The organism is Bradyrhizobium sp. AUGA SZCCT0160 (assembly GCF_018130105.1).
In the GTDB taxonomy this organism is placed as follows: Bacteria; Pseudomonadota; Alphaproteobacteria; order Rhizobiales; family Xanthobacteraceae; genus Bradyrhizobium.
Genome location: NZ_JAFCMD010000009.1, coordinates 19,107 through 43,098, shown reverse-complemented (window position 1 = coordinate 43,098; position 23,992 = coordinate 19,107). Strand labels below are relative to the sequence as shown.

The 23,992-nt window shown below is 59.6% G+C and carries 27 protein-coding genes; 6 read left to right on the top strand and 21 right to left on the bottom strand.

The window, feature by feature from the left end; translation table 11 throughout:
• Window positions 1-5: 5 nt before the first annotated feature.
• The 4 genes from JQ558_RS16450 to JQ558_RS16435 all read right to left on the bottom strand — a co-directional run bounded on the left by JQ558_RS16450 (window position 6) and on the right by JQ558_RS16435 (window position 3,805).
• Window positions 6-1,067, bottom strand: coding sequence for an ABC transporter ATP-binding protein (locus JQ558_RS16450; protein ID WP_212294237.1), 1,062 nt, complete (start codon window positions 1,065-1,067; stop codon window positions 6-8).
• Window positions 1,064-1,849 carry an ABC transporter permease gene (locus JQ558_RS16445; protein WP_212294236.1) on the bottom strand — a complete coding sequence of 262 codons (786 nt, stop codon included), beginning with the start codon at window positions 1,847-1,849 and terminating at the stop codon, window positions 1,064-1,066. Before JQ558_RS16445 ends, JQ558_RS16450 begins: the two co-directional genes overlap by 4 nt.
• Window positions 1,850-1,852: 3 nt before the next feature.
• Window positions 1,853-2,668: an ABC transporter permease gene (locus tag JQ558_RS16440; protein WP_212210075.1), complete on the bottom strand. Its 816-nt coding sequence runs from the start codon at window positions 2,666-2,668 to the stop codon at window positions 1,853-1,855.
• 129 nt (window positions 2,669-2,797) lie between these two features.
• Window positions 2,798-3,805, bottom strand: a complete 1,008-nt coding sequence (locus tag JQ558_RS16435; RefSeq protein ID WP_212294235.1) for an ABC transporter substrate-binding protein — start codon at window positions 3,803-3,805, stop codon at window positions 2,798-2,800.
• A 241-nt stretch (window positions 3,806-4,046) separates the two neighbouring features.
• On the opposite strand from JQ558_RS16435, the gene JQ558_RS16430 reads away from it, so the two are divergent.
• Window positions 4,047-5,147 (top strand): zinc-binding dehydrogenase, encoded by a 1,101-nt coding sequence (locus JQ558_RS16430; RefSeq protein WP_212294234.1) that lies wholly within the window; start codon window positions 4,047-4,049, stop codon window positions 5,145-5,147.
• A gap of 23 nt (window positions 5,148-5,170) precedes the next feature.
• Here JQ558_RS16430 and JQ558_RS16425 read toward each other — a convergent pair whose 3' ends face one another.
• The 3 genes from JQ558_RS16425 to JQ558_RS16415 are packed head-to-tail and all read right to left on the bottom strand — an operon-like array spanning window position 5,171 to window position 8,921.
• The gene (locus tag JQ558_RS16425; protein ID WP_212294233.1) at window positions 5,171-7,564 is read right to left on the bottom strand and encodes a xanthine dehydrogenase family protein molybdopterin-binding subunit; all 2,394 of its coding nucleotides are present in this window, start codon (window positions 7,562-7,564) and stop codon (window positions 5,171-5,173) included.
• Window positions 7,561-8,043 (bottom strand): (2Fe-2S)-binding protein, encoded by a 483-nt coding sequence (locus JQ558_RS16420; RefSeq protein WP_409363417.1) that lies wholly within the window; start codon window positions 8,041-8,043, stop codon window positions 7,561-7,563. Before JQ558_RS16420 ends, JQ558_RS16425 begins: the two co-directional genes overlap by 4 nt.
• Window positions 8,040-8,921, bottom strand: coding sequence for a xanthine dehydrogenase family protein subunit M (locus JQ558_RS16415; RefSeq protein ID WP_212294232.1), 882 nt, complete (start codon window positions 8,919-8,921; stop codon window positions 8,040-8,042). The genes JQ558_RS16420 and JQ558_RS16415 overlap by 4 nt, the downstream gene beginning before the upstream one ends.
• A 186-nt stretch (window positions 8,922-9,107) precedes the next feature.
• Between JQ558_RS16415 and JQ558_RS16410 the strand changes: the two genes are divergently transcribed.
• Window positions 9,108-10,208 carry an LLM class flavin-dependent oxidoreductase gene (locus tag JQ558_RS16410; RefSeq protein ID WP_212294231.1) on the top strand — a complete coding sequence of 367 codons (1,101 nt, stop codon included), beginning with the start codon at window positions 9,108-9,110 and terminating at the stop codon, window positions 10,206-10,208.
• A gap of 24 nt (window positions 10,209-10,232) precedes the next feature.
• Complete coding sequence (locus JQ558_RS16405) at window positions 10,233-11,108, top strand: polysaccharide deacetylase family protein (protein ID WP_212274817.1); 876 nt, start codon at window positions 10,233-10,235, stop codon at window positions 11,106-11,108.
• A gap of 8 nt (window positions 11,109-11,116) precedes the next feature.
• On the opposite strand, the gene JQ558_RS16400 is transcribed toward JQ558_RS16405, so the two are convergent.
• The 9 genes from JQ558_RS16400 to JQ558_RS16360 form a co-directional block, all read right to left on the bottom strand.
• On the bottom strand, window positions 11,117-11,803 hold the full coding sequence (locus tag JQ558_RS16400; RefSeq protein WP_212274816.1) for a TetR/AcrR family transcriptional regulator: 687 nt from the start codon (window positions 11,801-11,803) through the stop codon (window positions 11,117-11,119).
• Window positions 11,803-12,354 (bottom strand): flavin reductase family protein, encoded by a 552-nt coding sequence (locus tag JQ558_RS16395; protein WP_212210068.1) that lies wholly within the window; start codon window positions 12,352-12,354, stop codon window positions 11,803-11,805. Before JQ558_RS16395 ends, JQ558_RS16400 begins: the two co-directional genes overlap by 1 nt.
• Before the next feature lie 10 nt (window positions 12,355-12,364).
• Complete coding sequence (locus JQ558_RS16390; RefSeq protein ID WP_212210067.1) at window positions 12,365-13,591, bottom strand: acyl-CoA dehydrogenase family protein; 1,227 nt, start codon at window positions 13,589-13,591, stop codon at window positions 12,365-12,367.
• Window positions 13,592-13,804: 213 nt separating this feature from the next.
• On the bottom strand, window positions 13,805-14,725 hold the full coding sequence (locus tag JQ558_RS16385; protein WP_249119030.1) for a PBSX family phage terminase large subunit: 921 nt from the start codon (window positions 14,723-14,725) through the stop codon (window positions 13,805-13,807).
• A 4-nt stretch (window positions 14,726-14,729) separates the two neighbouring features.
• Window positions 14,730-14,975: a hypothetical protein gene (locus JQ558_RS16380; RefSeq protein WP_249119031.1), complete on the bottom strand. Its 246-nt coding sequence runs from the start codon at window positions 14,973-14,975 to the stop codon at window positions 14,730-14,732.
• A gap of 8 nt (window positions 14,976-14,983) precedes the next feature.
• Complete coding sequence (locus JQ558_RS16375; RefSeq protein ID WP_212210064.1) at window positions 14,984-15,148, bottom strand: hypothetical protein; 165 nt, start codon at window positions 15,146-15,148, stop codon at window positions 14,984-14,986.
• Window positions 15,149-15,662: 514 nt separating this feature from the next.
• Window positions 15,663-16,679 (bottom strand): hypothetical protein, encoded by a 1,017-nt coding sequence (locus JQ558_RS16370; RefSeq protein ID WP_212294230.1) that lies wholly within the window; start codon window positions 16,677-16,679, stop codon window positions 15,663-15,665.
• Window positions 16,680-16,760: 81 nt separating this feature from the next.
• On the bottom strand, window positions 16,761-17,012 hold the full coding sequence (locus JQ558_RS16365; RefSeq protein ID WP_212274805.1) for a hypothetical protein: 252 nt from the start codon (window positions 17,010-17,012) through the stop codon (window positions 16,761-16,763).
• 40 nt (window positions 17,013-17,052) lie between these two features.
• Complete coding sequence (locus JQ558_RS16360) at window positions 17,053-17,922, bottom strand: hypothetical protein (RefSeq protein ID WP_212274804.1); 870 nt, start codon at window positions 17,920-17,922, stop codon at window positions 17,053-17,055.
• Between the two features lie 903 nt (window positions 17,923-18,825).
• On the opposite strand from JQ558_RS16360, the gene JQ558_RS16355 reads away from it, so the two are divergent.
• Complete coding sequence (locus JQ558_RS16355) at window positions 18,826-19,011, top strand: hypothetical protein (RefSeq protein WP_192738654.1); 186 nt, start codon at window positions 18,826-18,828, stop codon at window positions 19,009-19,011.
• A gap of 306 nt (window positions 19,012-19,317) precedes the next feature.
• A complete protein-coding gene (locus tag JQ558_RS16350; RefSeq protein WP_212274803.1) occupies window positions 19,318-19,515 on the top strand; it encodes a hypothetical protein in 198 nt (65 codons plus the stop codon).
• Here the strand turns inward: JQ558_RS16350 and JQ558_RS16345 are convergent.
• The gene (locus JQ558_RS16345; RefSeq protein WP_212294229.1) at window positions 19,512-19,808 is read right to left on the bottom strand and encodes a hypothetical protein; all 297 of its coding nucleotides are present in this window, start codon (window positions 19,806-19,808) and stop codon (window positions 19,512-19,514) included. The genes JQ558_RS16350 and JQ558_RS16345 overlap by 4 nt on opposite strands.
• Window positions 19,809-20,005: 197 nt before the next feature.
• On the opposite strand from JQ558_RS16345, the gene JQ558_RS16340 reads away from it, so the two are divergent.
• Window positions 20,006-20,227, top strand: a complete 222-nt coding sequence (locus JQ558_RS16340; RefSeq protein ID WP_249119032.1) for a hypothetical protein — start codon at window positions 20,006-20,008, stop codon at window positions 20,225-20,227.
• A gap of 10 nt (window positions 20,228-20,237) precedes the next feature.
• Here JQ558_RS16340 and JQ558_RS16335 read toward each other — a convergent pair whose 3' ends face one another.
• The 4 genes from JQ558_RS16335 to JQ558_RS16320 form a co-directional block, all read right to left on the bottom strand.
• A complete protein-coding gene (locus JQ558_RS16335; RefSeq protein ID WP_192738658.1) occupies window positions 20,238-20,591 on the bottom strand; it encodes a phasin in 354 nt (117 codons plus the stop codon).
• Between the two features lie 443 nt (window positions 20,592-21,034).
• Window positions 21,035-21,229 carry a hypothetical protein gene (locus JQ558_RS16330; RefSeq protein ID WP_212274801.1) on the bottom strand — a complete coding sequence of 65 codons (195 nt, stop codon included), beginning with the start codon at window positions 21,227-21,229 and terminating at the stop codon, window positions 21,035-21,037.
• An 85-nt stretch (window positions 21,230-21,314) separates the two neighbouring features.
• Complete coding sequence (locus JQ558_RS16325) at window positions 21,315-22,448, bottom strand: alpha-hydroxy acid oxidase (protein WP_212294228.1); 1,134 nt, start codon at window positions 22,446-22,448, stop codon at window positions 21,315-21,317.
• A 473-nt stretch (window positions 22,449-22,921) separates the two neighbouring features.
• Window positions 22,922-23,941 carry a GlxA family transcriptional regulator gene (locus tag JQ558_RS16320; RefSeq protein ID WP_212210055.1) on the bottom strand — a complete coding sequence of 340 codons (1,020 nt, stop codon included), beginning with the start codon at window positions 23,939-23,941 and terminating at the stop codon, window positions 22,922-22,924.
• Window positions 23,942-23,992: the final 51 nt, after the last annotated feature.

The following is a 23,992-nucleotide window of genomic DNA, read 5'->3' as shown; positions in this document are numbered from 1 at the left end:
CGTTCTCAACTTTCGGACGGCAGCAAACGAACGGCTTCCGGCGAAATCAACAACCCGACCCGTTCGCCGGCCTTGGCTTGTACCGTATTCGGCGCATCAACAGTAAATAGCCTATTGGATACACCGCTTATCACCAGTCGTTGCCGGTCGCCAATAAAGCTGACGCTGTCGATGACGCCGGAAAGCGGGGCACTCCCCGTCTCCACTACGCGGATCGTTTCGGGACGAATCATGGCGACCGCCGCCGACATACTTTCACCGCCCCCAATCGCCTGCCGCCCGCCCGGCAAAACAAGATGACCGTTCTCGATCGGCGCTTCAATGATGTTAGCGGCACCGATGAATTCGGCCACGAAACGACTTTGCGGCGCGAAGTAGATCTCGCGCGGCGTACCGATCTGCGCGATCGTCCCTTTCTGCATGACGACGACGCGATCGCCGAGTTCCATCGCTTCGGCCTGGTCGTGCGTTACATAGATTGTGGTGATGCCAAGCGCGCGCAGCAGGCGATTGAGCTCACCGCGCAGCCGGTCGCGCAGCGCCGCGTCGAGCGCCGTCAGGGGTTCGTCGAGCAACAGGATACCCGGCCGGATTGCAACTGCACGCGCCAGCGCCACGCGTTGGCGCTGTCCCCCGGACAGCTGATCGATGCGGCGATTCTCTAGCCCGGAAATGTTGGTCAGCGCGACCAGTTCGGCGACGCGCGCCGCACGCTCCTTGGCCGGCACACCGCGGATTTTCAGGCCGTAGCCGATATTGTCAGCTACGCTCATGTTAGGAAACAGCGCGTAGGACTGGAACACCATGCCGACGTTGCGCCGTTCGATCGGCACCGACGTCATATCCTTGTCGTCGAACAGTACCTTACCGCCGGCATCAGGCAATTCGAGTCCCGCGATGATGCGCAGCATCGTGGTCTTTCCGCATCCGGACGGACCAAGCAACACCAGCGTCTCACCACGCGCAATATCGAGCGTCGCGGGCTCCAGCGCGCGCGTACCATCGATAAACGTCTTGCCGCAAGCCTCAATACGCACCGACGCGCCATGTCCTGCTGACGCGTTCATCTCTTCTGTTCCTTCTCGGCAAAGAATTGCATGGCCACCAACAGCGGGATGATCATTACGAAGAATATCAACGTATAGGCCGACGCGACCTCGAGCCGCATCGAGGCGTAGCTGTCCGCAAGCCCGATGGGCAGCGTCTTGGTCAGGGGTGTATGAAGCATCCAGGTCAGGTTGAATTCGCCAAGCGAAAGCGTCACCACCATCAGGCTGCCGGCAAGTATCCCCGGCACGGCATTCGGCACGATCACGTCGCGGAAGCGCCGCCACGGTGATGCGCCGAGCGACGCCGCACCTTCGTCGAGCGTCTTGATATCGACCGTTGCAAACACCGCCATCACTGATCGCACCATAAAGGGCATGGTGAAAATAACATGCCCCACCAGGATAAAGAGCCAAGAACGGCGGAAGTCGCTGAAGCCTTGGTAGGTGAGCAGCAATGCCAGGGCAATTGCCAGACCTGGTATCGCCAGCGGCAGCGTGATGACCTCCTCGACGATGCGCGACAGCCGCCCTCCCCGCACGTGCAAGGCGTATGCTGCAGGAACACCTATGGCCAGCGTCACGGCGAGCGTTGCAAAGGCGATCACGAATGACAGCAGGATAGTGCCGGCATAGAGCTGCCAGACCTGGACAACCCATTGCAGGGTCACGCCGGACTGGATGCCGCGAAAATAGTTCACGGTAACGCCGGCGGAAATCGACAGGATTGCGGGCACCACCAGGAATCCGGCGACGATTAATGTAAAAATGAGCTGGCCGGTGAAGATCAGACGATCACGCATGGCTCATCCAGCCGCCGCAACTGCGCTGCCGCTGAAGGAGCGGGCGAGCGCCAGGATGAACCAGGTAATGATGCCGAGCCCGACCGACAGCGCGGCCGAAGTCGAAAAATTCGCAGCCAGCGTGAACTCGGTATAGATCAGCATCGGCAATACATCGATGTTGGTCGCCAGCGTAAACGCGGTACCGAACGCGCCCATCGCCGTCGCAAAGGCAATCGCACCGGAAGCGACGAAGGCCGGTGCCAGCGCCGGCAACACCACATCGCGCTGCACCGCCCATGGACTGGCCCCCAACGAACGGGCTGCCTCTTCCAAACCAACATCGAGCTTCTGCACCGCGGCCATGATGGTGAGGATGACGCGCGGGATCGAGAAATAGAGATAACCGAGGAACAGCCCGTAGATCGAATAGGCAAAGACCAGCTTTTCGCCAAGCATGCGGTTGGAAAGATCACCGATCAGCCCCTGGCGCCCGGCGAGCAGGATGATCAGGAAGCCGATAACCACACCGGGAAACGCCAGCGGAAAGGTCAGCATCGCAATCAGTACGGCGCGGCCGGGGAAGCGATGCCTCTGCAAGAACATTCCAGCAATCGTCGCCACGATCAGCGTCACAATGGTGGTCGCAGCCGCCAGCACGACCGTATTGATCAAGGTCGCGCGGTAACGCGGCTCGGTCAGGATCGCCAGATAGCCCGCGACGCCTTGCGGACCTTCCGCCCCGGTCACGACCAGCCGCGCCATCGGGAGCAGAAAAAACGCCGCCGTCACCACCGCAAGCGGCAGCAGGCACAACCAGACAAAGGATCTATGCGACATCAGCAGAAGGCGCCCCGGAGCTTCAGTTCTGACGAATCAGAACCGAAGCTCTACTTTATCGACGCGTTTTCTTCACGCGAACCGGTACCCACTTCGCTCGAAAACGCTCTAACCGGACGCCATATTGCCTCAGCGAACCTCGGCGAGATAGCGGTCGACGAAGCCTTTTTGCATGTTTTCCATCTGACCCCAGTCGACATTTTTCGCGCGAGTGTAGTCGCTGTCGGGCAGGAACTTCTTCTTCACGGCCTCAGGCAGATCGATCGGCCGCGCGGGACGCAGATAGGCGTTGGTCCAGATCGCCTGCCCCTTGTCGGACAGAAGATAGTCGAGAACCTTTTTGGCCTTGTCCTTGTGCGCCGCGTTCTTGACGAGGCCAACGACGTAAGGAAAAACCACAGAACCTTCGCAAGGGATCACAAATTCGAAATTGCCTTTCTCCGAGTACTTCGCGCGATAGGCGTTGAAATCGTAATCCAGCAGGATCGGCATCTCGCCCGAAACCACACGGGCGTAGGAAGTCTGCTTGGGGACGATCGGGTCATTCTTCTTCAACTCCTTGAAGAAGCTGATTGCGGGATCAAAATTGGCCGCCGAGCCGCCAAGCGCCAGGTTGATCGCGACTGCACCGACATACCCGACCGCGGCTGAAGACGGGTCGAGATAGCCGACCATACCCTTATAGTCGGACTTCAGAAGGTCCTTCCAGCAGGCCGGCACCGGCTTGCCGCCAAGCGCATCCTTGTTCACGAACAGGCCAAGCGTGCCCGAATGAATCGTGGTCCAGAAGCCATCGGCATCCTTCAGGCCGGCCGGGACCTGTTCCCAGTTGGCGGGCTTATAAGGCTCGAGGGCATCCTGCGCCTTGGCCTTCATGCCGAAAGTAACGCCGAAATAGCCGATATCGCCGACGGGGTTGCTCTTCTCGGCCAGTATCTGCGCCAGCGCCTGACCGGAGTTCTTGTTGTCGTGCGGAATATCGTAATTGAGGTCGGCCTTGATCGCCTTGAGCATGGAGGCCCAGTCCGCCCATTCCGGGGGACAATTGTAGCAGATGACGTCGGCCGCTTTGGCAGATTGCCCGGGCGCGATCAGCGATAGCGCCAGCATGGCAAGAACAAGGCGGACGCTCTTCATGGAAAACTCCGATTTAGTGAGGCCGTGAAAGGATTTCAGCACCAACCGGGGACCAAGTACAGGCCGCGGATGAAGGATTTGCGACAAACCGTTTTGCTATGCAGCAAACGATGCCGCGTCGCTTCCGGCATCCGGCAATTCGTCCAACTGCGATTTCCGCTAGGCTCGGGCGTGAGAGGATCCGCTGCATGTATCAGCCCACTGGCGTCAGACTTCGCCCAAACTGCTCATCCCTGATCGCATGAAAGCCTGGGTTCTCGGCGACCCTGATCAACTCGCTTTGCGAGAGAAACCGGTGCCCGTTCCCGCACGGGCTGAGGTCCTGGTCCGGATCGATGCGGTTGCGATCTGCGCGACTGACCTTGAGATTATTCATACAGGCTCGCCGGCGAGCATCCAGGGCGGCCTGCCCTTCAATAAGAATTTTACGCCGGGCCACGAATATATGGGCACCGTCGCAGCTCTCGGGCCTGACGTGGACGAGTTCGAAATTGGGGAGCGTGTTAGCGTGGAGATCCACGCTGGTTGCGGCCAGTGCAAACGATGCCGCCAAGGCATGTACACCTCGTGCCTGAATTACGGGAAGCCCGAGAAGGGTCACCGTGCCAATGGATTCACTACCGATGGCGGTTTTGCGGAATATGCCGTCAACCACATCAATACGCTGGCGCGGGTGCCCGACACCATGAGCGATGCGGAGGCAACGCTGGTCGTCACCGCCGGCACGTCGATGTATGGCTTGACCGAGTTGGGAGGGTTGGTCGCCGGTGAGAGCGTCGTGGTGATCGGACCGGGCCCGATTGGACTGCTCGCGGTGGCGGTTGCCAAAGCGCTCGGCGCCAGCCCGGTGATCCTGACCGGAACGCGCAACAGGCGGCTGGCGATCGGCAAGGAGCTCGGCGCAGACCGCGTGATCAATATCAACGACGAAGACGCAGTCGAGATCGTCAAACAACTAACCGGCGGTATTGGCGCCGACTATGTGGTAGAATGCGCCGGGAATGAGACGACAATCAATCAAGCTATTCACATGACCAATCGTGGCGGAAAAATCTGCCTTGCGGCGTTTCCGCATGATCCCGTCACGATGGATATCGCGCATCTCGTAAAGAACAACATCCATGCCTATGGCATTCGCGGCGAAGGCCGCAGCGCGACCCGCCGCGCTATGGCGCTGATGGCAGAACAACGCTTCGATGCGACGAAAATCCACACGCACACATTTCCGCTGGCCGATCTGCCGACTGCGCTAAGATACGCGCGTGAGCGTGTTGACAATGCTATCAAGGTGGTCGTTACCAATCCGAAAGCGAGCTCGATCGCGAGCGCAGCAGCCGAGTGAACACTGGTTTAGCTCGTCGTTCGTCAGATTCGGCCCAATGCGTTCAGGATAATCTGGGGCGTCAGCGGAATTTCCGTAACGATCGTCCTAAACGGCCTGAGCGCGTCATTAACTGCATTGGTTACCGCAGCCGCCGCTCCCGCCGTTCCGGCCTCGCCGGCGCCTTTCGCGCCTAATTCCGACTCCAGCGTCGGCGAGACCACGTGCCCGACATCAATATCCGGCATTTCGCCGGACATCGGCACCAGATAATCGGCCATGTTGGCGTTGGTGAGCTGACCACGTTCGTCATAAACGCATTTTTCGAACAGCGCGGCGCCGAGGCCCTGCACCACCCCGCCCCTGATCTGTTCGTCGACCAGCTGCGGATTGATGATCGTGCCGCAGTCCTCGACCACCCAGTGCTTCAACAGTTTGACAAAGCCGGTGTCGGTATCGACCTCCAGCCACGAGGCCTGAACACCATTGGTAAAGGCGAAGGGATATTCGCGCGGAACAAAATGCCGTGTCGCCATCAGCTCCGCCTGAATGCCCGGCGGCAGCGTATCGGGGCGAAAATAAACGATCCTTGCCAATTCACTCAGTTCAATGCGCGGCGCGCCATCGCTGACGTTCACAACGCTGTTATTGATGATGTCGAGTTCGCCGGGTGTGGATTGTAGGATAGCGGCAGCGACATCAAGGATGTTTCTGCGCAGGACTTTGGTGGCCTGAAGTGCCGCCTCACCGCCGATGCCGGCGCCGCGCGAGGCCCAGGTGCCACCTCCATAAGGCGTGTTGTCGGTATCGCCGAGGATGACGCGAACGCGATCCATCGAGACACCGAGCACGCTACCGACGATCTGGGCGGTGAGCGATTCCGATCCCTGCCCCTGCTCGGTGATGCTGGTGTGGCAGACCACGGCTCCCTGGGCATCGAGCCGTACCGCGACGCCATCCTGCGACGATATCTTGGCGCCGCCGACGCCATAGAATGCCGCGCTGGGATTGGTGACTTCGATAAAGCTGGCGATGCCGATACCACGGTGAATGTTTCTGGCTCGCAACGTGGCCTGTTCCGCGCGCAGCGCGTCATAGTCCATCATCTTGATAAGCTTCGCCAACGCGGCATGGTGCGACAATTGCTCGAAACGTAAACCTGAGGGCGAGGCGCAGGGATAAGCGTCGTCGGCAATCAGGTTGCGGCGGCGAATTTCGACGGGATCCATGCCGATCTTCATCGCCGCCAGATCGACCAGACCCTCGGTCACCGAGCAGGCGATCGGATGCCCAACCGCGCGATATTGACACATGACGTTCTTGTTCTGGAAGACGACGCGGGCACGGGCGCGGTAGTTCTTGGTCGCATAGGGCCCACCGACCAGGTTGACGACCTGATTGGCCTCGATGGCGCTGGTTCGCGGATACATTGAATACGGCCCGATACCCGTAAGATCGTCGATCTCGAACGCGGTGATCGTACCATCGCGTTTAACTCCGATCTTTCCCTTGCAGCGATGGTCGCGCGCATGGATGTCGGTGTTAAAACTCTCGACCCGGTCGGCAACGAATTTGACCGGCCGCCGCAGCAGTTTCGACAGTGCGTAAGTCGCCATTTCGTCGGCATAGATGTGGACCTTGATACCGAAGGAGCCGCCAACGTCCTTGCAGACCACGCGGACCTGGGACTCCTGAAGACCGAGATGCAGCGCCGCAATATTCTGCACCATATGCGGGGCCTGCGTTCCCTGATAGATCGTCAGCCGCGCTTCGGCTGCGTTCCAGTCAGCAACTACCGAACGCGGCTCCAGCGTCACGCCGGTGTGCCGCCCAAAAATGAATTCTGCTTCCACCACCTCGTCGGAGGCAGCAAAGGCCGCGTCGACGGTGCCTGCATCATGATTACGCTCGAAGGCCAGATTGTCGCCGAGCGCGGGATGGATCACAGACGTTGTGGGGTCGAGCGCAGTTTGCATGTCCGTCACAGCGTCGAGTTCCTCATACGCGACGGCGACATGTTCTGCCGCATCCTCGGCAGCGGCGCGGCTAGTTGCGATGATTGCAGCGACGGCTTCGCCCTGCCAGCACACCCGATCAACCGCGATCGCGCTTTGCGGCGCGGATTTGAGACCCTTCAAGTGCGAAAGCACCCCAACCCACGGTGTGATGACCGCAGCAATTTCCTGGCCCGTGACGACGGCAATTACACCCGGCATGCGTTTTGCCGCTGCTGCGTCGATACCGGTGATTCTTGCATGCGCGTGCGGCGACCGCAGGAATACAACATGCGCCATGCGCGGCAGTTCGATGTCGCTGACATATTGCCCGCGTCCCTGCATCAGCCGGTCGAGGTTCGGCCGCGGCACGGTCTTGCCGATATAGGAGTTCGGCCGGTCGAGCACCGAAAACGCGTCGCGATTCTCAGGTGCACGCGTCATGGCGCGCGTTCCGCGCGCAACCGCGCTGTCGTCTCAATCGCATCGACAATCGCTTGATAGCCGGTGCAACGGCAATAATTACCGGAAAGGTGCTCACGAATCTCTTCGCGATCCGGCACAGGAGTCTGCTTCAGCAGATCCTGCGCCACCATCAACATTGCCGGTGTGCAGAAGCCGCATTGCAGGGAGTTGCGATCGCGGAACGCAGCCTGCAAATCCGCGATTTCACCGCTGTCGGATAACCCCTCGATCGTTTCGACCGATCCTTCTTGGGCCTGCACCGCCAGTATCAGGCAGGAGCGCGCGATCTCGCCATTGAAGCGCACCGTGCAGGCACCGCAAACCCCGTGCTCACACCCGACATGCGTGCCGGTCAACTTCAGATGCTCACGCAGGAAATCCGCCAGGTTCAGCCGGGGCAGCACATGGGCCTCGACGCGCTCGCCATTAACCTCGAGTGAAATGGGCACAGGGGTCACGCACGTGCTCCCGCACGCAGATCGGGGCAGGAAAGCAGCGTGGCCACACAACGAGAGAGCAAGACCTTCGCCAGATGCCGCCGCATAGCAGGGGTTGCCTGCTGATCCTCCTGCGGATCAAGCTCTTCGCTGAGCGCCGCGGAGGCACTGGCCAATACTTCCGATGTGACCGCGACGTTCACGAGATTCTCGGCGGCCTTGGCGAGCAACGGCCGATCGCCAACGGCGAAAAAGCCAAGGCGGAGATCAGCGAACTGGTCACCTTGAATAATCGCCTGCGCGGCCAAGCCGACAATGGCATAGTCACCTTGACGGCGGGCAAATTCATGGAAGAAGTGCGCGGAATCTTTCTGCGCGACAGGCAGTTCGACGGCAACCAGCAGTTCCTGTGGCGAAAGTGCAGTCTCATAAATGCCGGTGAAGAATTCTTGAGCAGGGATTCGCCGCTCGCCCTGTGGTCCGCAAACAATGACGGTCGCGCCCAGTGCTACCATGCAAGCCGGCAATTCGGAAGCCGGATCCGCGTGCGCAAGGCTGCCGCCGAGCGTGCCGCGGTTGCGGATCGCCGGATGCGCGACATGAGAGGTAGCGTCCCTCAACAGAGGAGCATGGGTCGCGATTTCGGGAGATCCCAGGACGTCCACGTGACGCGTGAGCGCACGAACCGTTAAGACGTCGCCTTTCACAACTATCCCGCGAAGCTCAGCCAATCCACCGATATCGACAATGAATTCGGGGGAGATCAGGCGCAGATTCATTGCCGGCATCAGGCTTTGGCCGCCGGATAACACCTTGGCCTTGTCGCCGTACGCAGCCAGCAACTCCAGCGCATTCACAACGCTGGTAGCGCGGGCGTAAGCGAAAGCCGAGGCTTTCATTTCGACGCAACCTCCCCCGGCAGCATATCGTCATTTTCTTTGGATTAGACGGCGACAATTTTCAAAGGTCAAGTTTGTTTATCGAGTGATTATTTCGGTGCCTGCAACATTGGGACTTGTTATCATGTTGCGGTCGAAGCAGGTTTCCCACCAAACGAAACGCCTGCCCTTGGGGAGGAGCAGACCATGAAGCTTGGGTTCTTCACGATGCCCATCCATCCTGTCGACAAGGATTGGCGGCTGTCTCTCAAGGAGGATCGCGAAGCCTTCCTGTTGGCCGACGAACTCGGGTACAGCGAAGCTTATGTCGGCGAGCACGTCACCGATAAGGCCGAGAACATCACTTCCTGCATCGCATTCATCGCCTGGCTTGCCGCGGCGACCAAGCAAATCAAGCTTGGTACCGGCACCATCAACATGCCGAACACCCATCCGGCAGCGCTCGCAGCCTCGATCGCGATGCTCGATCACATGCTCGACGGCCGCCTGATCTTCGGTATTAGCCCCGGTGGGCTACTGTCCGACGCCGAAGTCTTCGGCAATCTCGGCGCAGATCGCAACGCGATGTTCCTGGAGGCGATCAATCAGGTCCTTGATATCTGGGCAAGCGAGCCACCGTATAACCTCCAGGGCAAGTACTGGAATGTATCGGTACAGAAAACCGTGATTGAGGACATTGGTCAGGGCTTCATCGCGCGCCCGCTACAACGACCGCATCCGCCGATAGTGGTGACGGCAGTGGCGCCGTTCTCGAAAGGTGTGACCGAAGCCGCCGCACGTGGCTGGGATCCGATTTCGGCGAACTTTCTGATGCCGGCTTGGGTCAACAGCCATTGGCCGAAATACGTTGAAGGCTGCGAACGCGTCGGCCGCCCCGCGGAGACGGCGAACTGGCGGGTCGCCAAAAGCATATTTGTCGCCAAGGATGCCGCCACGGCAAAAGCCTATGCGACGGATCCGAACGGTCCATATGTCTATTATTATCGCTCGCTATTCACCAAGTTGAAGCGTGGCGGTCGTATCGAACTGTTCAAAACACGCCGCGATCAGCCCGACGAGGAAGTGACGCTCGAGTCGATCTGCGACAAGCTCATCATTCACGGCACACCCGATAGCGTGGCCGACCAACTGCTGGCTTTTCAGGAGGAGACCGGGCCCTTTGGTACGCTGCTTTATGCCGGCAAGGACTGGAAGGATCGCGAGCTTGGACGTCAGTCGATGATCCTGATGGCCGAAAAGGTCATGCCGCGCATCAATACGGACATGTCCGGCAAGGCGTCCGAATAGGTCAATTCAGTCAAGGAATCTGCCGTGGCTCTCAGTGATCGTATCCCCTATCAGGCCCAGATCGACCGACCGAAGTTGACGCTTCCCGGCGGCAAGAAGCTCGCAGTGTGGGTGATTCTCAACGTCGAGGAATGGCGGATCGAGAACGCGATGCCGCGGACGGTGCTGAGTCCGCCGATGGGACAACCGCTGCTGCCTGACGTGCCGAACTGGTCCTGGCATGAGTACGGCATGCGGGCCGGCTTCTGGCGACAGTTCAAGGCGCTGACCGACCGCAAGATGCCGGTAACGCTGGCCCTGAATGCCAATGTCTGCAATTCCTATCCGCGCGTTGCGTCCGCCGCGCTCGAAGCCGGCTTCGAGTTTATGGGCCACGGATTCCAGCAGGGGCCAATGCACAAGCTCGACAATCAAGCCGATGCGATCAAGCGCTCCGTCGAAACAATCGCAAGATTTACCGGCAAATCACCGCGATCATGGGAGAGCCCGGGCCTCACCGAGACCGAGGAAACTCTCGATCTTCTGCGCCTCAACGGCATCGAATATCTGGCGGATTGGGTAATCGACGATCTGCCGCAGGATATCGCCACGCCCCACGGCACCATAACGACTATTCCCTATTCGGTCGAAACCAACGACATCGTCGTCCATGCACTGCAACATCAGCCCTCCGAGCAATTCCTGAAGCGTGGCATGGATCAGTTCGACCGGCTCTATCTCGAAGGCGAATCGAACGCGCGGATCATGGCGATCTCGATCCATCCCTATATTACGGGGGTCCCGCATCGCATCAAATATCTGGAAGCGCTGCTGGACTACGTCATCAGCCATGACGGCGTGGCACTGATGACCGCAAGCGAGATCGGCGACTGGTATCGCGCGGAAACAGCTGGAAAATGACGGCTGGCTTATCCTGCCACCCTGATTGGTGCGCGGCGGACGTCCGGCGAGGATTCATTAACCCGCTCGAAGCCGGCCAGAAAGACATCCAGCGCATCGCTGATGATGCGATCCTTGTCTTCGAGCACCGGCGATTCGTAGATGTATTTGCGGACGCCGTAATAGAAGATTCCACCGTGGAAGACCCAAGCCAGTTCAAGTTCGGTCGCACTCGGCTTGTTTTGCACGATAAGCCCGGCCTCATGACGGCACTCCCGGATGATCCGGGTCAGGATCTTGTCCTTGACCATGCCGACATACCAGCGATTGATGTCGAGGCCTTTCAAGCCCGAGTAGAGATAGATGCGAAGCCATTTCCGGGTGAAGATCGCGTCGGTATAGGCGCGATAGAATTCCAGCAGCCGGTCGCGAAGCGGCCGTGAGCGGTCGGTCAGCAGTTTCTCCCAACCGGTTTCGAGCGGATCGAGATAGACCGTGCGATAGACCTCCTTGATCAAGTCATCCTTGCTTGGAAAATAACGATAGAGCAGTGGCTGCGTTACGCCAAGCCGCCGCGCCAGTGCCCGCGTTCCACCACCAAATCCTTCTTCCGAGAAAAATTCGGTCGCCTTCGCAAGAATTTCCCGGCGACGATCGTCGGGCGAGAGGCGCCTTTGCTTGGTGCCAGCACGTTTGGGCTTATCTTTCCTGATCATCAGGATTTGCCGTCATCGCCGGCAAGGAAGCGGCCGAATCCGCCGCGTGCAAACAACAGGGGCTCCTGCCCATTATAAGTATAGGCTTCGACGGCTCCCAGGAAGATGATGTGGTCACCGCCGTAATATCGATTGGCGGCACGGCACTGAAAACTTGCGACGCTGTCAGCAAGCACCGGCGCGTTGCCGAGTCCTGGCGTCCAGCTCACGCCGGCGAACTTGTCGGCGGAGGATTTTGCGAATTGCGAGGCCAATGTCTGCTGAGAAGCACCGAGAACATTGACTGCGAAATGGCTGGCGTTCTGGAAGATGGTCAAGCCCTGCGAGAACATGCCGAGGCTCCACAGGACCAGCGGCGGATTCAGCGAAACTGAGGCAAAGGAGTTACAGGTCACGCCATATGGCTTTCCGTCAGCCGCCATCGCTGTAACAATAGTGACGCCGGTAGCGAACGTACCGAGCGCATTTCGAAAATCCCGGGGATCGATCGCCGAGTTGTCGCTGGCGAACTCGTTAGCGGGATCGGCTGGATGTTTGGGTGCGTCGGACATCCACCTCGCCTCAGAGCGTCAGGTTTTCGGACGGCAGGCCAAGCGCTACACGTCCATAATTGGTTCCCGCCGCATCGAAATTGAACGCGAGGTGCGAATTCACCGCGTGGGCATCGCGAAACTGCCGCTGCAACGCACCTGACGTAAACAGACTGCGCGCGCCGCTTGCAGCAAACAGCAGCGACACGGCGTCAGTGCAAAGGTTGACCGAAAATGCGCCGTCACGCCTCAATCGTGTCTTGTCTGCTATGTCCGGAACGTGACCACGTCGAGCATCCGCCATCGCATCGATGCAGTTCGTGCGCATGACCAGCCGCGCCGCGTCGATCTTGGCGGAGGCTTCCGCGATCTTGATCTGGGTCGTCTGCATATCGCTAAGCTTGGCACGATTATAGGTCGAGGCGCGATGACGTGCGAATTCGACATAATCATTCAAACAGGCCTGTGCATTACCCAGACCGACGCCTGATAATACATAAGGGAACAACGAGAAAACCGGCAGCGCATAAAGGGCGTTTGGATTGATCGCACTCCCCGGGGTTGGCCCGCCGGTAAGATCGCTGACGGCGACCGTCATCTGCTCCGCGACGAAGGCGTCCGTGACGCTAACATCGTTCGATCCGGTCCCGCACAGACCGGTCGCGTTCCAGGTATCGTTGATCTTGTAGTCGCTCTTGTTGAGCAGGAATATCCGGTATTCGATGCCGTCGGCGTCATCGTCGGATGAAACCACGCTGGCGAGCATGTTCCAATCGCAGGATTCGACGCCTGAGGAAAACGGCCAGTGGCCGTTCAGCACATAACCGCCAGCGACCTTTCTGGCGCGGCCGGCTGGAAAGATGAATGACGAGGCGATCAATGCATCGGCGTCCTTGTTCCAGACGGCGTCCTGCGCATGGCGGTCAAACATGCCCAGCATCCAGTGATGGCTTGCAAGGTTGGCAAAATTCCACGCTACGGAAGCATCCGCCTGCCCCAGCGCATCGGCGCAATCGACCAGTGCAACATAGTCGAGTTCGGAGCCGCCGACGCGTTTGGGCTGCACGATCCGGAACAGGCCGGCATCGTGTAAATCTCGCTCGGTCTCCGGTGGCAGGCGCCGCAGTTCTTCGGTCCTGGCAGCACGCTCCCGCAGCTTCGGGATCAACGCTCTGGCGCGCGCGACGATAGCGGCATAGCTGCCCGTACCCGGTCCCGCGAGCGAACTTGCATCTGGCCTGCGGCCGTCCCCTGGCATTGGCGTTTCCTTGCCCAACCCGTCGTTGCGAACTGGAAGCGGTTGAGCCTGGCCAGTCTACCGCCTCACCGCCAATGATCAAGGCGCGCGGAATACGGCTCTTCCGCCAAATGGGGCTGCTGCAACCTATGCATCGTGCTAAAAACGAAAAAGAGCCCGGCGGCCGTCAGGCCACCGGGGCGAGGAGTACTTCGAAAGAATGCTGGACGCTTGCTATCCAATGAGCTTGCGCCAATAAAGCGTATTTGGCCAAGCCCATGGGACTGGCGGCTGAAACAGCCGGTAACCCTTGCTGCGCAACCAATTGACGTGAAACGCCAGCACCTGCCCCACGGATTCGTAATAATCCAGGATCCGAATTTCGGCTCCCACCCATTGCACGATCCAGATCGTGAAAGCATCGGCCGTCGCGCCTGAGCCGCCGATGTCGATGAAGGCGCGCAGCGGCAACAGCGGATCGGCCGAGACCTTGCCGATCCGTCCGTCGCTGCGCGCCTGCGACAGCATCCCGGCGAAGTATGCGCCCTCGAACGCGCCGATGTAGTCGCCCTCCCAGATGTGGTCATAGCGATCCGGATAGAGCGACAAATCGAGTTGCCGCTCCTCCTCCAGCACGGAGGGAAACCAGGGATTGTCACGCCAGCTCGCCTTGATCACGCACGCACCCGGCGGCTTGCGCGTCCGCAGGAAATCGTCGATCGCATCAGACTTCCGGCGCGGGTTCCAGCTCGCCCACAATTCCGAGCGTTCGGCGCGGATCGTCGGTCGCAGCAGCGACAGGCTGCGCGCGCTCAGATTCTGAGCCTCGTCGATCCAGGCAACGCGAAACCCCTCAAGCGATTTGATGGAATCCGCAGTGTGATCCTGCATCCCCCGAAAGATGATGATGCCGTCTCCGGGCGTTTCGATCTTGTCGCTGTAGAGCTTGAAACCGCTGCCGACGCCGAGCGCGGCGATCTTGCTCTCGATCAACCGCTTGCTCGACTGCGCCAACGTCCGTTGCGCCTCACGAATGCAAACCGCGAGCGTGCCGCGCTCGGCCTGGCAGGTCTCGACCAGAAGCTCGCCAAAAAAATGCGATTTTCCGGAACCCCTGCCGCCAAAGGCTGCGCGGTACCTGCTGGGCCGAAGCAACGGCTCAAATACTTTCGCCGTGGGGATCGTCAGGGTTGACGATGAGCCGCTCGATCCGTTCGGGAGGCTTTTTCGAACCGTCATTACCGCTCTCCGATGGTTGCATGGCTTTGCCCCAGCCGCGATCGAGGACGGCGTTGGCCGCCGAGACGCGCGCCGCAGGCGTCGCATCCTTGCTTTGCATGATTTTGACCAGGACGTTGATGGCCGTCTTGGTGTGGCTCCGTGCCAGTGAGCGGATGTCTGCCAAGGGTCTTCTCACCGCGTCTCGTCATGATCCGCCGTGACGTATTCGCACGGCGTAAGATCGGTCGGGTCCGCCGCAGGCTCGTGCACCGCGGAGCGGAACGCGATTGTCGGGAAATCGGTCTGTTCATGATCATGCCTGGGGCGAGGGATGAACTGGATGATTACGGCACTCATGAGGGATCCTCCCATACCGCGATTGCAATCAGGCCGATCAGCGCGAGCGATATCAGATATGCGGTCATCGGCTTCTCTTAAGGAAATAAAATGCGCGGCATGATCGCTGGCGTGCAATCATTTCGGGCGCGAACCGTATCCCTGATACAGGGGCCGCTTGCGGTCGTGACCTTGGCCACGCCGCACGCCGGCACGTTCGCGCGTGCCGGCTAAATGATCTCAAAGGTTCGAACGGCGGCGCGCCCGCGACGCCTCAGGCGACGGGCGTTGGGAGTTGGGGCGTCGTGACAAGCGGCCGCCGTCCGATTGGAAAATTTTCAAACAAAAAGCCCGCGGCGGATTTCTCCGCCCGGGCTGTGCACGATTTTCGCGATGATGATGATGTGCCGGTGATTTGCCCGACGTGTCAAATGTTTTTCAAGCCGTCAATCAATTGCAGAAAATCAGGGAGCGTCGATGCGATAGGCCTCGCCTGACAACAACGCACGAGCCGACGGAATTCTGGTCTTCGAGATTATCGCTGCTGGGCGGCAAGCAAAAGCGCGAGCAGCCCGCCGGGCGGCGGCTGATCCGGATTATCAGGATCGATGCCCGAAAGCGCTGCGATCCGACCTGCAAGGCCGCCCATCGGGCTTGGACTGACTGAGGGAGCGAGGGATGCTCCCGGCGCGCCACGCTCGAATATGGGAGCCTGCGGTTCGTTGGCGCTCAGCTCGTTCAGATGTTGAATGTGCTCTAGCAACGTGGAGGCCGTTGGATCCTGCGATTGCCCCAGCCTGGACGAAGAGCTGCCGCCACTGGCTGCGCGGGACAAGGCATCGTTTCCGCTGACGAAGGCGTTTCGGCGTTGCGGGGGCGGCGCCGCTCGCATCGGATGCGGCGGACCGAGGCCCGCCAGAGGCGCGGCCCAGTCGGTGCGGCTGCTAGACGCGTTCAGTTGATCGGGAAGAACGAACTGCGCGGCCGGAGCGCCGGTGTCGGATACGGACGCTGGCGGCGGATTGCCATCCCGTCGGCTGACATACCGTATCGGCTTGGTGCCGATGCCAGGCGCTTCGGAAAAGTCTGTCGATCCCCGGATCGGCGGTAGTGTCATCCACAACGGCATCGGCTTGTCGTTGAATATTCCGGGTGGCTTGCCGGGGTCAGCCTGCGGCAGGGGCAGGTTCGGATTGCGCGGCGTAATGCCGGCAGGCGAAGAGGTCCAATTTCCGAAGCGGTCGCTCGGCGGCTCATCAGCAATCATCCGTTCGAGGTAGCGAATAGGACGGCCCCCTAAGATATTGCCCTTGCCCTCCGAAACATCAACAGGCGCTGAGCGAGGACCAATCGGAGCTTCGAACGGCTCGTTCAACCCTGGAGTAAAGAAATCCAGAAGTTCACCCGCAGGACCCAACGGATCACGCGCCACACCTGTTGCGGGTGGGAGCTCACCAGCTCGCAAGGCGGAGGCAGCAAACGAATTGCTGTTCTGACGCTGGCCACGGTAAGCGATCCCCGCGCGGTTGACGCCATGCGCAAAGAGTTGCATTCGTGCGAGATGACCGCTGAGATCATCGCCCTCAGCAATTATTTCATAAGGAGCGCTTGGATCGTCGCTCTTCTCTTTCTGTCACACGCTCCGGTCGCGAACCATCGCATTCATTCTACCGAAACTTGACGGGGCGCTTCCCGTCCGAAATATCTCTCGAATGGCGTTGCTCGCCTTTTCCAGTCCACCCAGTTCTCCAAATTCCGGCGTTGCTTCAACAACAACGTGCTTGATTAACTCGCCGGATAGATTCGTGCGCTCATAGTGGATCGCCGTGTGAAAGCTTCCCGGAGCTCCGGTCGGGGTATACGTGACATAGATTCGATCTGCCATGATCGCAATTTCTCCAGCTGCGCTGTTAATGAATCTCTAGTCAAGAAAACGGAGGGTGACGCGAGCTAATCCAGGGCGAAGTAGTTTCCCCCGTATTTTTGTCTAGCTCGAAGTAGATCGTCCAGTCGGAATTCTGAAAAGTGATACCGTATGCCGTCGAGTTTTCGGAAAGCGGCGTAAAGAATCTTGACGTCCTTGCGATCGAGATGACTTCGTCAGCGCGACACCCCGTTCGAGGCAGGTATCTCCTGATCGCAGCCCAAATGAACCGTTGCTGAATGGTTTGCGCAAGCAATTCATCGATTGACTCGACAAATCGCTCCAGTTTTTGTGTACACAATGTGGCGCGCGGTTGCCCCGGTCCTCGCGGCGACTTCGGTGTTGCACCTGGAAGAAATAGGCTTACGCTGGAATTGGTCTCGTAGCGCTTCAGTTCGATATCCGCACCATCGACGCTTGCACATCCGAAATTGGCGACGGACAAACCCGCTCGCCAGCTCAGTTGCAGGATGAGCGCAGAATCATGCGTGAGCAGGACGATGGATGAATGATCATCGTCGTTGAACACATCCGCCGGCCCGCCGGCGGCCCGAAGCGCGGCTTTGAATTCGGTGTCCTTGGCGGCAAACCACTGCTGCGCATCCTTCAGGGCATGAACGTAATCCCCGGTGAAACACACCTTGAGGAATTTTGGATTCTTCACCCGAAGACTCGAAACGCCGACCTCGAATTCCTCGTCGAGATCCGACAACTTCGAAACCGAGATCCTGCTGACATTGCTGTCGCGATAAGAAGAATATAGAAGGAACCCGAACACGAGAACCGTTCCATAAAGGGCCAGCAAGACGATCGTTCTGACTATAATTTGATCGACAGTTAGCGGGATAAGCGTTCGAGATTCGAATGCCATGACAGGCCCCCAACGCACCAGACAGTGATCGAGTAAAAGTCACTCGACAGAGGAGCTAGGGGTTATCCCGGTTCTTTTCGCGCGCTTTCTCATTAGCTTCCGCTGAAAATTTCAGGATATTCTGTGCAGGCTGCTTGTCCGACACGACCAGTCCAGCCTCTTGACTGTCGGAAAATCCGTCTGCTCGTGATCGCTCCTGAGGTGCAGGACGAACTGGATGACATCGGCGCTCATGAAGGGACCCACACGGCGATTCCAATCAGGCCGATCAGCGCGAGCGATACGCGGTCATCGGCTTATCGCTGAAATAAAATGTGCGGCATGATCGCTGGGGTGCAATCATTTCGGGCGCGAACCGTATCCCTGCTACAGGGGCCGCTTGCGGCCGTGGCTTCTGCACCACGCCGCACGCCGGCACGTTCGCGCGTGCTGGCTGATGATGATCTCAATGGTTCGGACGACGGCGCGCCCGCGACGCCTCAGGCGACGGGCGTTGGGAGTTGGGGCGTCGTGACAAGCGGCCGCCGTCCGATTGGAAAATTTCAACAAAAAAGCCCGCGGCGGATTTCTCCGCCCGGGCTCTGCATGATTTTCGCGATGATGATATTCAGCCGGTGATTTGCCCGACGTGTCAATTGTTTTTTGGACCGTCAACAAATTACCGAAAATGCGATGCAACAGGTTGGATAATTTGAAACTTCCCCGCGGATAGCATCGCTGCAAACGAAAAAGCCCGCCGCCGATTTACCGGCGCGAGCTTTACGATATCGGCGATGATGACGGTGTGCCGCTGATTTGCCCGACGCGTCAAGTGCAAAATTGATCCGGTGCATCGACATTCAAATGGGAGCATTGGGCGCAGGGCACCAGCCAACGCTCGATCAGATCGCAAGGAGGCCGTTGATGTATTTCGTCGCTACCGTGCTCGCGATCCTGTCGGGCCTGTTCTATGCGGCAAGCCATAACGAGATCGGCTCGCTCGGCGTCACGATGTGTCAGTACGGCAGTTCGTTTTGTGCCAACCCGCTTCTCGTCCTGGTGGGAGCGGGGCTTGCTGCCGTATGGGGCGCGTTCGTCAGCGTACGCTGACGCGCCGGTCACGAGCCCGATTTCGCGATGATGATTTTCTGCCCCTGATTTGCCCGACGTGTCAAACGCGACATCAGGATCGCCGCATCAAGAGCTGCCCGAACGACTGTTCGTCAACGGGATCGGCTATCGGTACCTCTGGAGCGAACGGGCCGCAGCCCCTGCAAGGCAGCATCGAGCCATTCGTGTTTCACGCCATTCTGCATAGGAAGCATGCAGTTCACGGGCCATTTTCCGTAATCTCCCGGATTGATTGCAGCGGCAAAGAATTGTCCCTCAGGATATTGACCCAGCACGGGGCAGATCGTGATTTACAAGGACGTGGAATACAGCGTCACGGCCACCAGCGAGCCGGATGTCTGGCAATGGCGATTTCAGATTGGCGGGCAGACCGTGGCCGGCAAGACGAGGACGCGGCTGATTCATATGGCCGAGCGTCGTGTTCACATGAGAATTGACGCTGCCCTCAGGGTTTCGCACGGCGAGGATCAACCTGCCGACTAGTTATCCCCGGACCGCACGGGGTTTGCCGGCTGCACGGGCTTCGGCCCCGGCGCATCGGGCTCCAGTTGCGGTTTGGGTTCGGTCGGCATCACCGTTGCGCCGGCCGCCCGGGCGGCGTCGCCTGTGGTGCTGTAATGAGCCTCCGCGGCCGTTTGCACCTTGGGCTTATTCTTTGGGCCGTAATCAGCGATCAACATGCTGAACCCGCCAACACACGCGACTGCAATCGCGACCGCCAAAGGTGCGCCGCCGTGGCGTGTCGTATGGCTTTCCTTCGAATGATTGTTCGCCATTTCAGAATTCCGGATTGATTGCTGTGTCAGAATCAAACCCCGGGGCGGACGATTGTTCCGCCTCAGACCGCTCTGTTGCGGAACCGTGGCGGAACAAATCGTTTACTCGCGCATTTCCAGCATGCTGAACAGATTTCAAAGTTTAAAGTGAGTGTCGACAAGTGAGCATCGAGACACCTCCACCGTTGCAGCCCAACATGGCCGAACGCGCGATTGACACCGCGACCGATGTATCGCGCACGATCACGGATGTGTCTGCGGCGCTTCAGGCCGCGGTCGATCGTCTAGCCGAGGCGATCGCAACGGCACGGCAACCCGGCAAGCCGCTATCCACCGTCAGCGCAATTACCCGGGAAGCGCCCCTCGCGAGTCTGTTCGTTGCGTTCCTGTTCGGAGTCGCGATAGCGCGCCGGCGGTAGCGGATGCCGTTCAGAACTTGCCTTTGGTCGCGTCCTTGGCGGCCGACATGACACCACCGCTGATCTGCCTCATATGCTCGCCAGCATTGGTGAACTGGCTTCGCAGGAATTCGGACTGAATCCGCATCGCTTCCTGGAGGTCGGTCGCATGAACCAGCTTTCGGGCGTGCTCGAATGCTGCCTTCATGTTCTGTTCGGTGAACGATAGCGCCTGCTTCGAAATCTCCGTCCCTGGCCCCGGCATCGACGTCATCGACTTGCCGGCGGCATCGAAGAACATGCCGAACGCCTTTTCTGCCTGATCGATGGTTTTTTCGGCCAGATCGCGCAGCTCGGCCGGAACTTCGAGTTTCGGTTCAATCATGATCGCCTCTCCAATGTCGTCTCCGGGAGGTTAGCATAGTTCAGGGCGGCGTCTGCGCCGTATTGGCCGGCGCCGCCCTTTCGGGGGCGCTATCCATGCGCCTCCGCAAAGGAGTTATTTCCTACCCCGACCCGTAGCGATACGGGCTAGCGTACCCGATTCCAATCATGTCAACAGTGTGGCATAGTGATTCGGGGGCTCGAGTTCGACGGTTTGTGGCGTTGCGTCGCTCTCGGGGACATGGGGAACAAATGCTGCAAACATTCCGGCCGACACCAACCTGCACGCGCTTTCAAACCAGCATAGAGATGCCCTGCATCAAATGCGGCGCGCAAATGAGGCTGGCCACGATCGAGCCACGCGATCAAAATTATGATGTACTGACTTACCGATGCACACCGTGCGACTCCGGCGAGAGCTTCCTGAAGGCCCGCTAGAGCGGATTACAGCAAAGCGGCCCCTGCCTCCGTCACCACCGGCCCCTCGTCTCGCAACTCAATCAGGCCGAGTTCGGTCAGAACGTGCATATCCTCGTCGCTGACAGGCGACATTTTCAGCCGACGGGCCTGAATGTCCCGCAGCGTCCAACGAAGGCCGATAGCTTTTTCGAGGCTGAATTCAGCGAAAGGATTGTCCATCACTCCTTTCGACTATCGGCACATTTCGATCAGATTTTGTCTGCATCGCGGCAGCTTCTTGTGCGCACCTGACAATGCACCGTGCTCAGTACCGATAGGGTTCAACATCCAGCAGCGGAAATGCGCTGAACACGCTCGGCAGGTTGGTCGGCATCGCCGCATGCAGATAGGATTTGTCGAGCTCTGCAAGGCTGGTGACGCCGAGCAATCCGAGACACCGGATCACTTCATCCTCCAGCAATTCCAGCATCCGAACGATGCCGGACTCTCCCGCGGCGGCGAGCGCCCAGCATTGCAGGCGGCCGATGCCGACGAGATCGGCACCCGAGGCGATCGCCTTCACAATGTCGGTGCCGCGGCAGAACGAGCCGTCGACCATGATCTTGGCGCGGCCGGCAACGGCGTCTACGATTTCTGGCAGCACATGCATCGAGCCGCGGCCATGGTCGAGTTGGCGTCCGCCGTGGTTCGACACGTAGATCCAGTCCACCCCATGATCGAGCGCAATCACCGCATCTTCCGCGGTCGCGATGCCCTTGAGCACCAGCGGGATTTTATACTTGTCCTTGATTAGCTTCACGGTGCGCCATTCCAGCCCCTTCTGGAAGTCGCCGCCGGTAGCGCGGATGCGGCTTTCGCGGACATAGCGCTTGGCGATATCGCGTTCGCGCCGGCTGTAATGGGCGGTGTCGACCGTCAGGCAAAACGCGGCATAGCCGTTTTCGATCGTGCGGCTGACGGTATCTTCGACAAAGGCATCGTCGCCGCGAACGTAAAGCTGAAAGATGCGCAGCGCATCGGGCGCTGCTTTTGCCGTAGCCTCAAGCCCGGGCTCGGAGACCGAACTGAGCATATGGGCAGCGCCGAACGTCCCGGCTCCCCGCGCCACCGCAGCACCTGAATCGGGATCGAAAATCTCCAGCGCACCGACGGGCGCGATCATCACCGGCAGGCGTAACTTGCGGCCAAATACTTCGGTCGACGCGTCGACCTGGGCGACATTGCGCAGGACCCGCGGCCGGAATGCGATCTCATCGAGGGCCATGCGGTTGCGGCGCATGGTCGTCTCGGTCTCTGAGGCCCCGACGATATAGTCCCAGGCGTTCTGGTTCAGCCGGGCCCGGGCTTTGCGCACGAATTCGTGGAGATTCTGGAATTCTTCGCCGCTGGCACCGAGTTCGACGTTCATCGCCGGCCGGATAGGGATCCCATCATTCATGCTGTTTCTCTCCCGTTTTGGCGGCACATTAGCCGCAGACAAATGGGAAAAGCTACCGCTTTGAACGGCTTAATCCGGTGCTGGAACGGGAGGCTGCTATTCGCTGGCGAGGTACATCGGCTTGGAATGGAAAATTCCCGCGCCCGAGACCTAGGACGCAATCAGGAATGCCGCCATCACGGCCGGCACGCTGATGAATCGCAAGAATTGATCAATTGAAAGCATGCTGGTCGTCCCCAAGATGCTTGTGAGGCGCGTTCAATCCGCCCATCGCGTCGTCTGCTGATCGCCCGTGAAAAGCTGGTCGGTATAGGCCGCGCCGGAAACCGTGAGCAGCGCAAGAATCGAAATGATGGCCAGCGTTTTCATGTCGTCACGGTCGATTTGGATTGTGGCCAAAAACGTCAGAGCTTGGCGCATTTTGGGGACTAACACAGGGGAACTTCGTGGCCGCTGGGCCCCGGCGGTGCCGCTCAACCGCCCGAAAAACGGCTCCTGTATTCGGTGGGCGATACGCCGAGGTGGCGCAGGAACGCGCGGCGCATGCGTTCGTCATCGCCGAAGCCGGCGCGTTTGGCGACCTCGATCACGCCACCGACCTGCCTGCTTTCCAGCAACAGACGTGCGGTTTCCACCCGCAGCGCTTCGACACCGCTCGCCGGCGTCATTCCGGTGCGGCTGGCATAGGTGCGAGCAAAAGTCCGAGGCGTCATTCCGGCCTTCGCGGCGAGTGTTTCGACCCTGAGATCGCTTGCGATATTCTCGATGATCCATGCGTGCAACGCGCTGAAGCGCCCCTCGACGTCGGAGGCTTGCGCGGCGAGCACGGTGGAGAATTGGCTCTGGCCGCCGGGCCGTTTGAGAAACACCACCAGCCTTCGCGCAACGTCGAGCGCGGTGGTGTGGCCGAAATCCTCCTCGATCATGGCCAGCGCCAGATCGATGCCGGCGCTGACGCCAGCCGATGACCAGACCCGCCCGTCCTTGACGAAGATCGCGTTCGGCTCGACGCGGATGTTGGGGAAGCTGTCCTGCAGCCTCGGGCAATAGCGCCAATGGGTTGCGGCGCGCTTTCCGTCCAGCGCGCCGGTCCAGGCCAGCGCGAACGCCCCGAGACACACCGATGCCACCCGGCGTGCCTTGGGCAGCGCCTGCGAAATCCACTGCATCAGCCGGGCGTCGTCGCGGATATCCCAAATACCGGGGCCGCCCGGGATCACCAGCGTATCGACCTGATGCGGCCGGACGCTGTCGATCGCGGCGGTATCCACCATCATCCCGACGTCTGTCGGCACCAACCCTCCCGAGGCTGACAAATAGGACAGGGAATAGCCCGGACCAGGCAACTCGATCGCCGCCAACTCCGCGAACACCTGGGCCGGACCGGAGATATCCAGCAGGGTCACGCCCGGAAAGGCGACGATCGCGATACGCCGCGTGGATGGCGTTTCACGCGGTGCGGGGCGTCGGGGTTTGGCAGATTTCGAGGGCATATTGTCCTTTAAGCCATTCGAGGCTCGCCTGTATAGCTCAGGGGCGTAACT

What these genes read in the sequence shown, in the direction of transcription:
- JQ558_RS16360 (WP_212274804.1), bottom strand. Translation starts at nt 17,922, where the DNA reads ATGGCATTCGAATCTCGAACGCTTATCCCGCTAACTGTCGATCAAATT.
- JQ558_RS16390 (WP_212210067.1), bottom strand. Translation starts at nt 13,591, where the DNA reads ATGCCAGGGGACGGCCGCAGGCCAGATGCAAGTTCGCTCGCGGGACCG.
- JQ558_RS16410 (WP_212294231.1), top strand. Translation starts at nt 9,108, where the DNA reads ATGAAGCTTGGGTTCTTCACGATGCCCATCCATCCTGTCGACAAGGAT.
- JQ558_RS16450 (WP_212294237.1), bottom strand. Translation starts at nt 1,067, where the DNA reads ATGAACGCGTCAGCAGGACATGGCGCGTCGGTGCGTATTGAGGCTTGC.
- JQ558_RS16430 (WP_212294234.1), top strand. Translation starts at nt 4,047, where the DNA reads ATGAAAGCCTGGGTTCTCGGCGACCCTGATCAACTCGCTTTGCGAGAG.
- JQ558_RS16415 (WP_212294232.1), bottom strand. Translation starts at nt 8,921, where the DNA reads ATGAAAGCCTCGGCTTTCGCTTACGCCCGCGCTACCAGCGTTGTGAAT.
- JQ558_RS16365 (WP_212274805.1), bottom strand. Translation starts at nt 17,012, where the DNA reads ATGGCAGATCGAATCTATGTCACGTATACCCCGACCGGAGCTCCGGGA.
- JQ558_RS16355 (WP_192738654.1), top strand. Translation starts at nt 18,826, where the DNA reads ATGTATTTCGTCGCTACCGTGCTCGCGATCCTGTCGGGCCTGTTCTAT.
- JQ558_RS16330 (WP_212274801.1), bottom strand. Translation starts at nt 21,229, where the DNA reads ATGGACAATCCTTTCGCTGAATTCAGCCTCGAAAAAGCTATCGGCCTT.
- JQ558_RS16435 (WP_212294235.1), bottom strand. Translation starts at nt 3,805, where the DNA reads ATGAAGAGCGTCCGCCTTGTTCTTGCCATGCTGGCGCTATCGCTGATC.
- JQ558_RS16395 (WP_212210068.1), bottom strand. Translation starts at nt 12,354, where the DNA reads ATGTCCGACGCACCCAAACATCCAGCCGATCCCGCTAACGAGTTCGCC.
- JQ558_RS16445 (WP_212294236.1), bottom strand. Translation starts at nt 1,849, where the DNA reads ATGCGTGATCGTCTGATCTTCACCGGCCAGCTCATTTTTACATTAATC.
- JQ558_RS16325 (WP_212294228.1), bottom strand. Translation starts at nt 22,448, where the DNA reads ATGAATGATGGGATCCCTATCCGGCCGGCGATGAACGTCGAACTCGGT.
- JQ558_RS16340 (WP_249119032.1), top strand. Translation starts at nt 20,006, where the DNA reads ATGGCCGAACGCGCGATTGACACCGCGACCGATGTATCGCGCACGATC.
- JQ558_RS16440 (WP_212210075.1), bottom strand. Translation starts at nt 2,668, where the DNA reads ATGTCGCATAGATCCTTTGTCTGGTTGTGCCTGCTGCCGCTTGCGGTG.
- JQ558_RS16425 (WP_212294233.1), bottom strand. Translation starts at nt 7,564, where the DNA reads ATGACGCGTGCACCTGAGAATCGCGACGCGTTTTCGGTGCTCGACCGG.
- JQ558_RS16400 (WP_212274816.1), bottom strand. Translation starts at nt 11,803, where the DNA reads ATGATCAGGAAAGATAAGCCCAAACGTGCTGGCACCAAGCAAAGGCGC.
- JQ558_RS16345 (WP_212294229.1), bottom strand. Translation starts at nt 19,808, where the DNA reads ATGGCGAACAATCATTCGAAGGAAAGCCATACGACACGCCACGGCGGC.
- JQ558_RS16335 (WP_192738658.1), bottom strand. Translation starts at nt 20,591, where the DNA reads ATGATTGAACCGAAACTCGAAGTTCCGGCCGAGCTGCGCGATCTGGCC.
- JQ558_RS16370 (WP_212294230.1), bottom strand. Translation starts at nt 16,679, where the DNA reads ATGCAACTCTTTGCGCATGGCGTCAACCGCGCGGGGATCGCTTACCGT.
- JQ558_RS16320 (WP_212210055.1), bottom strand. Translation starts at nt 23,941, where the DNA reads ATGCCCTCGAAATCTGCCAAACCCCGACGCCCCGCACCGCGTGAAACG.
- JQ558_RS16375 (WP_212210064.1), bottom strand. Translation starts at nt 15,148, where the DNA reads ATGAGTGCCGTAATCATCCAGTTCATCCCTCGCCCCAGGCATGATCAT.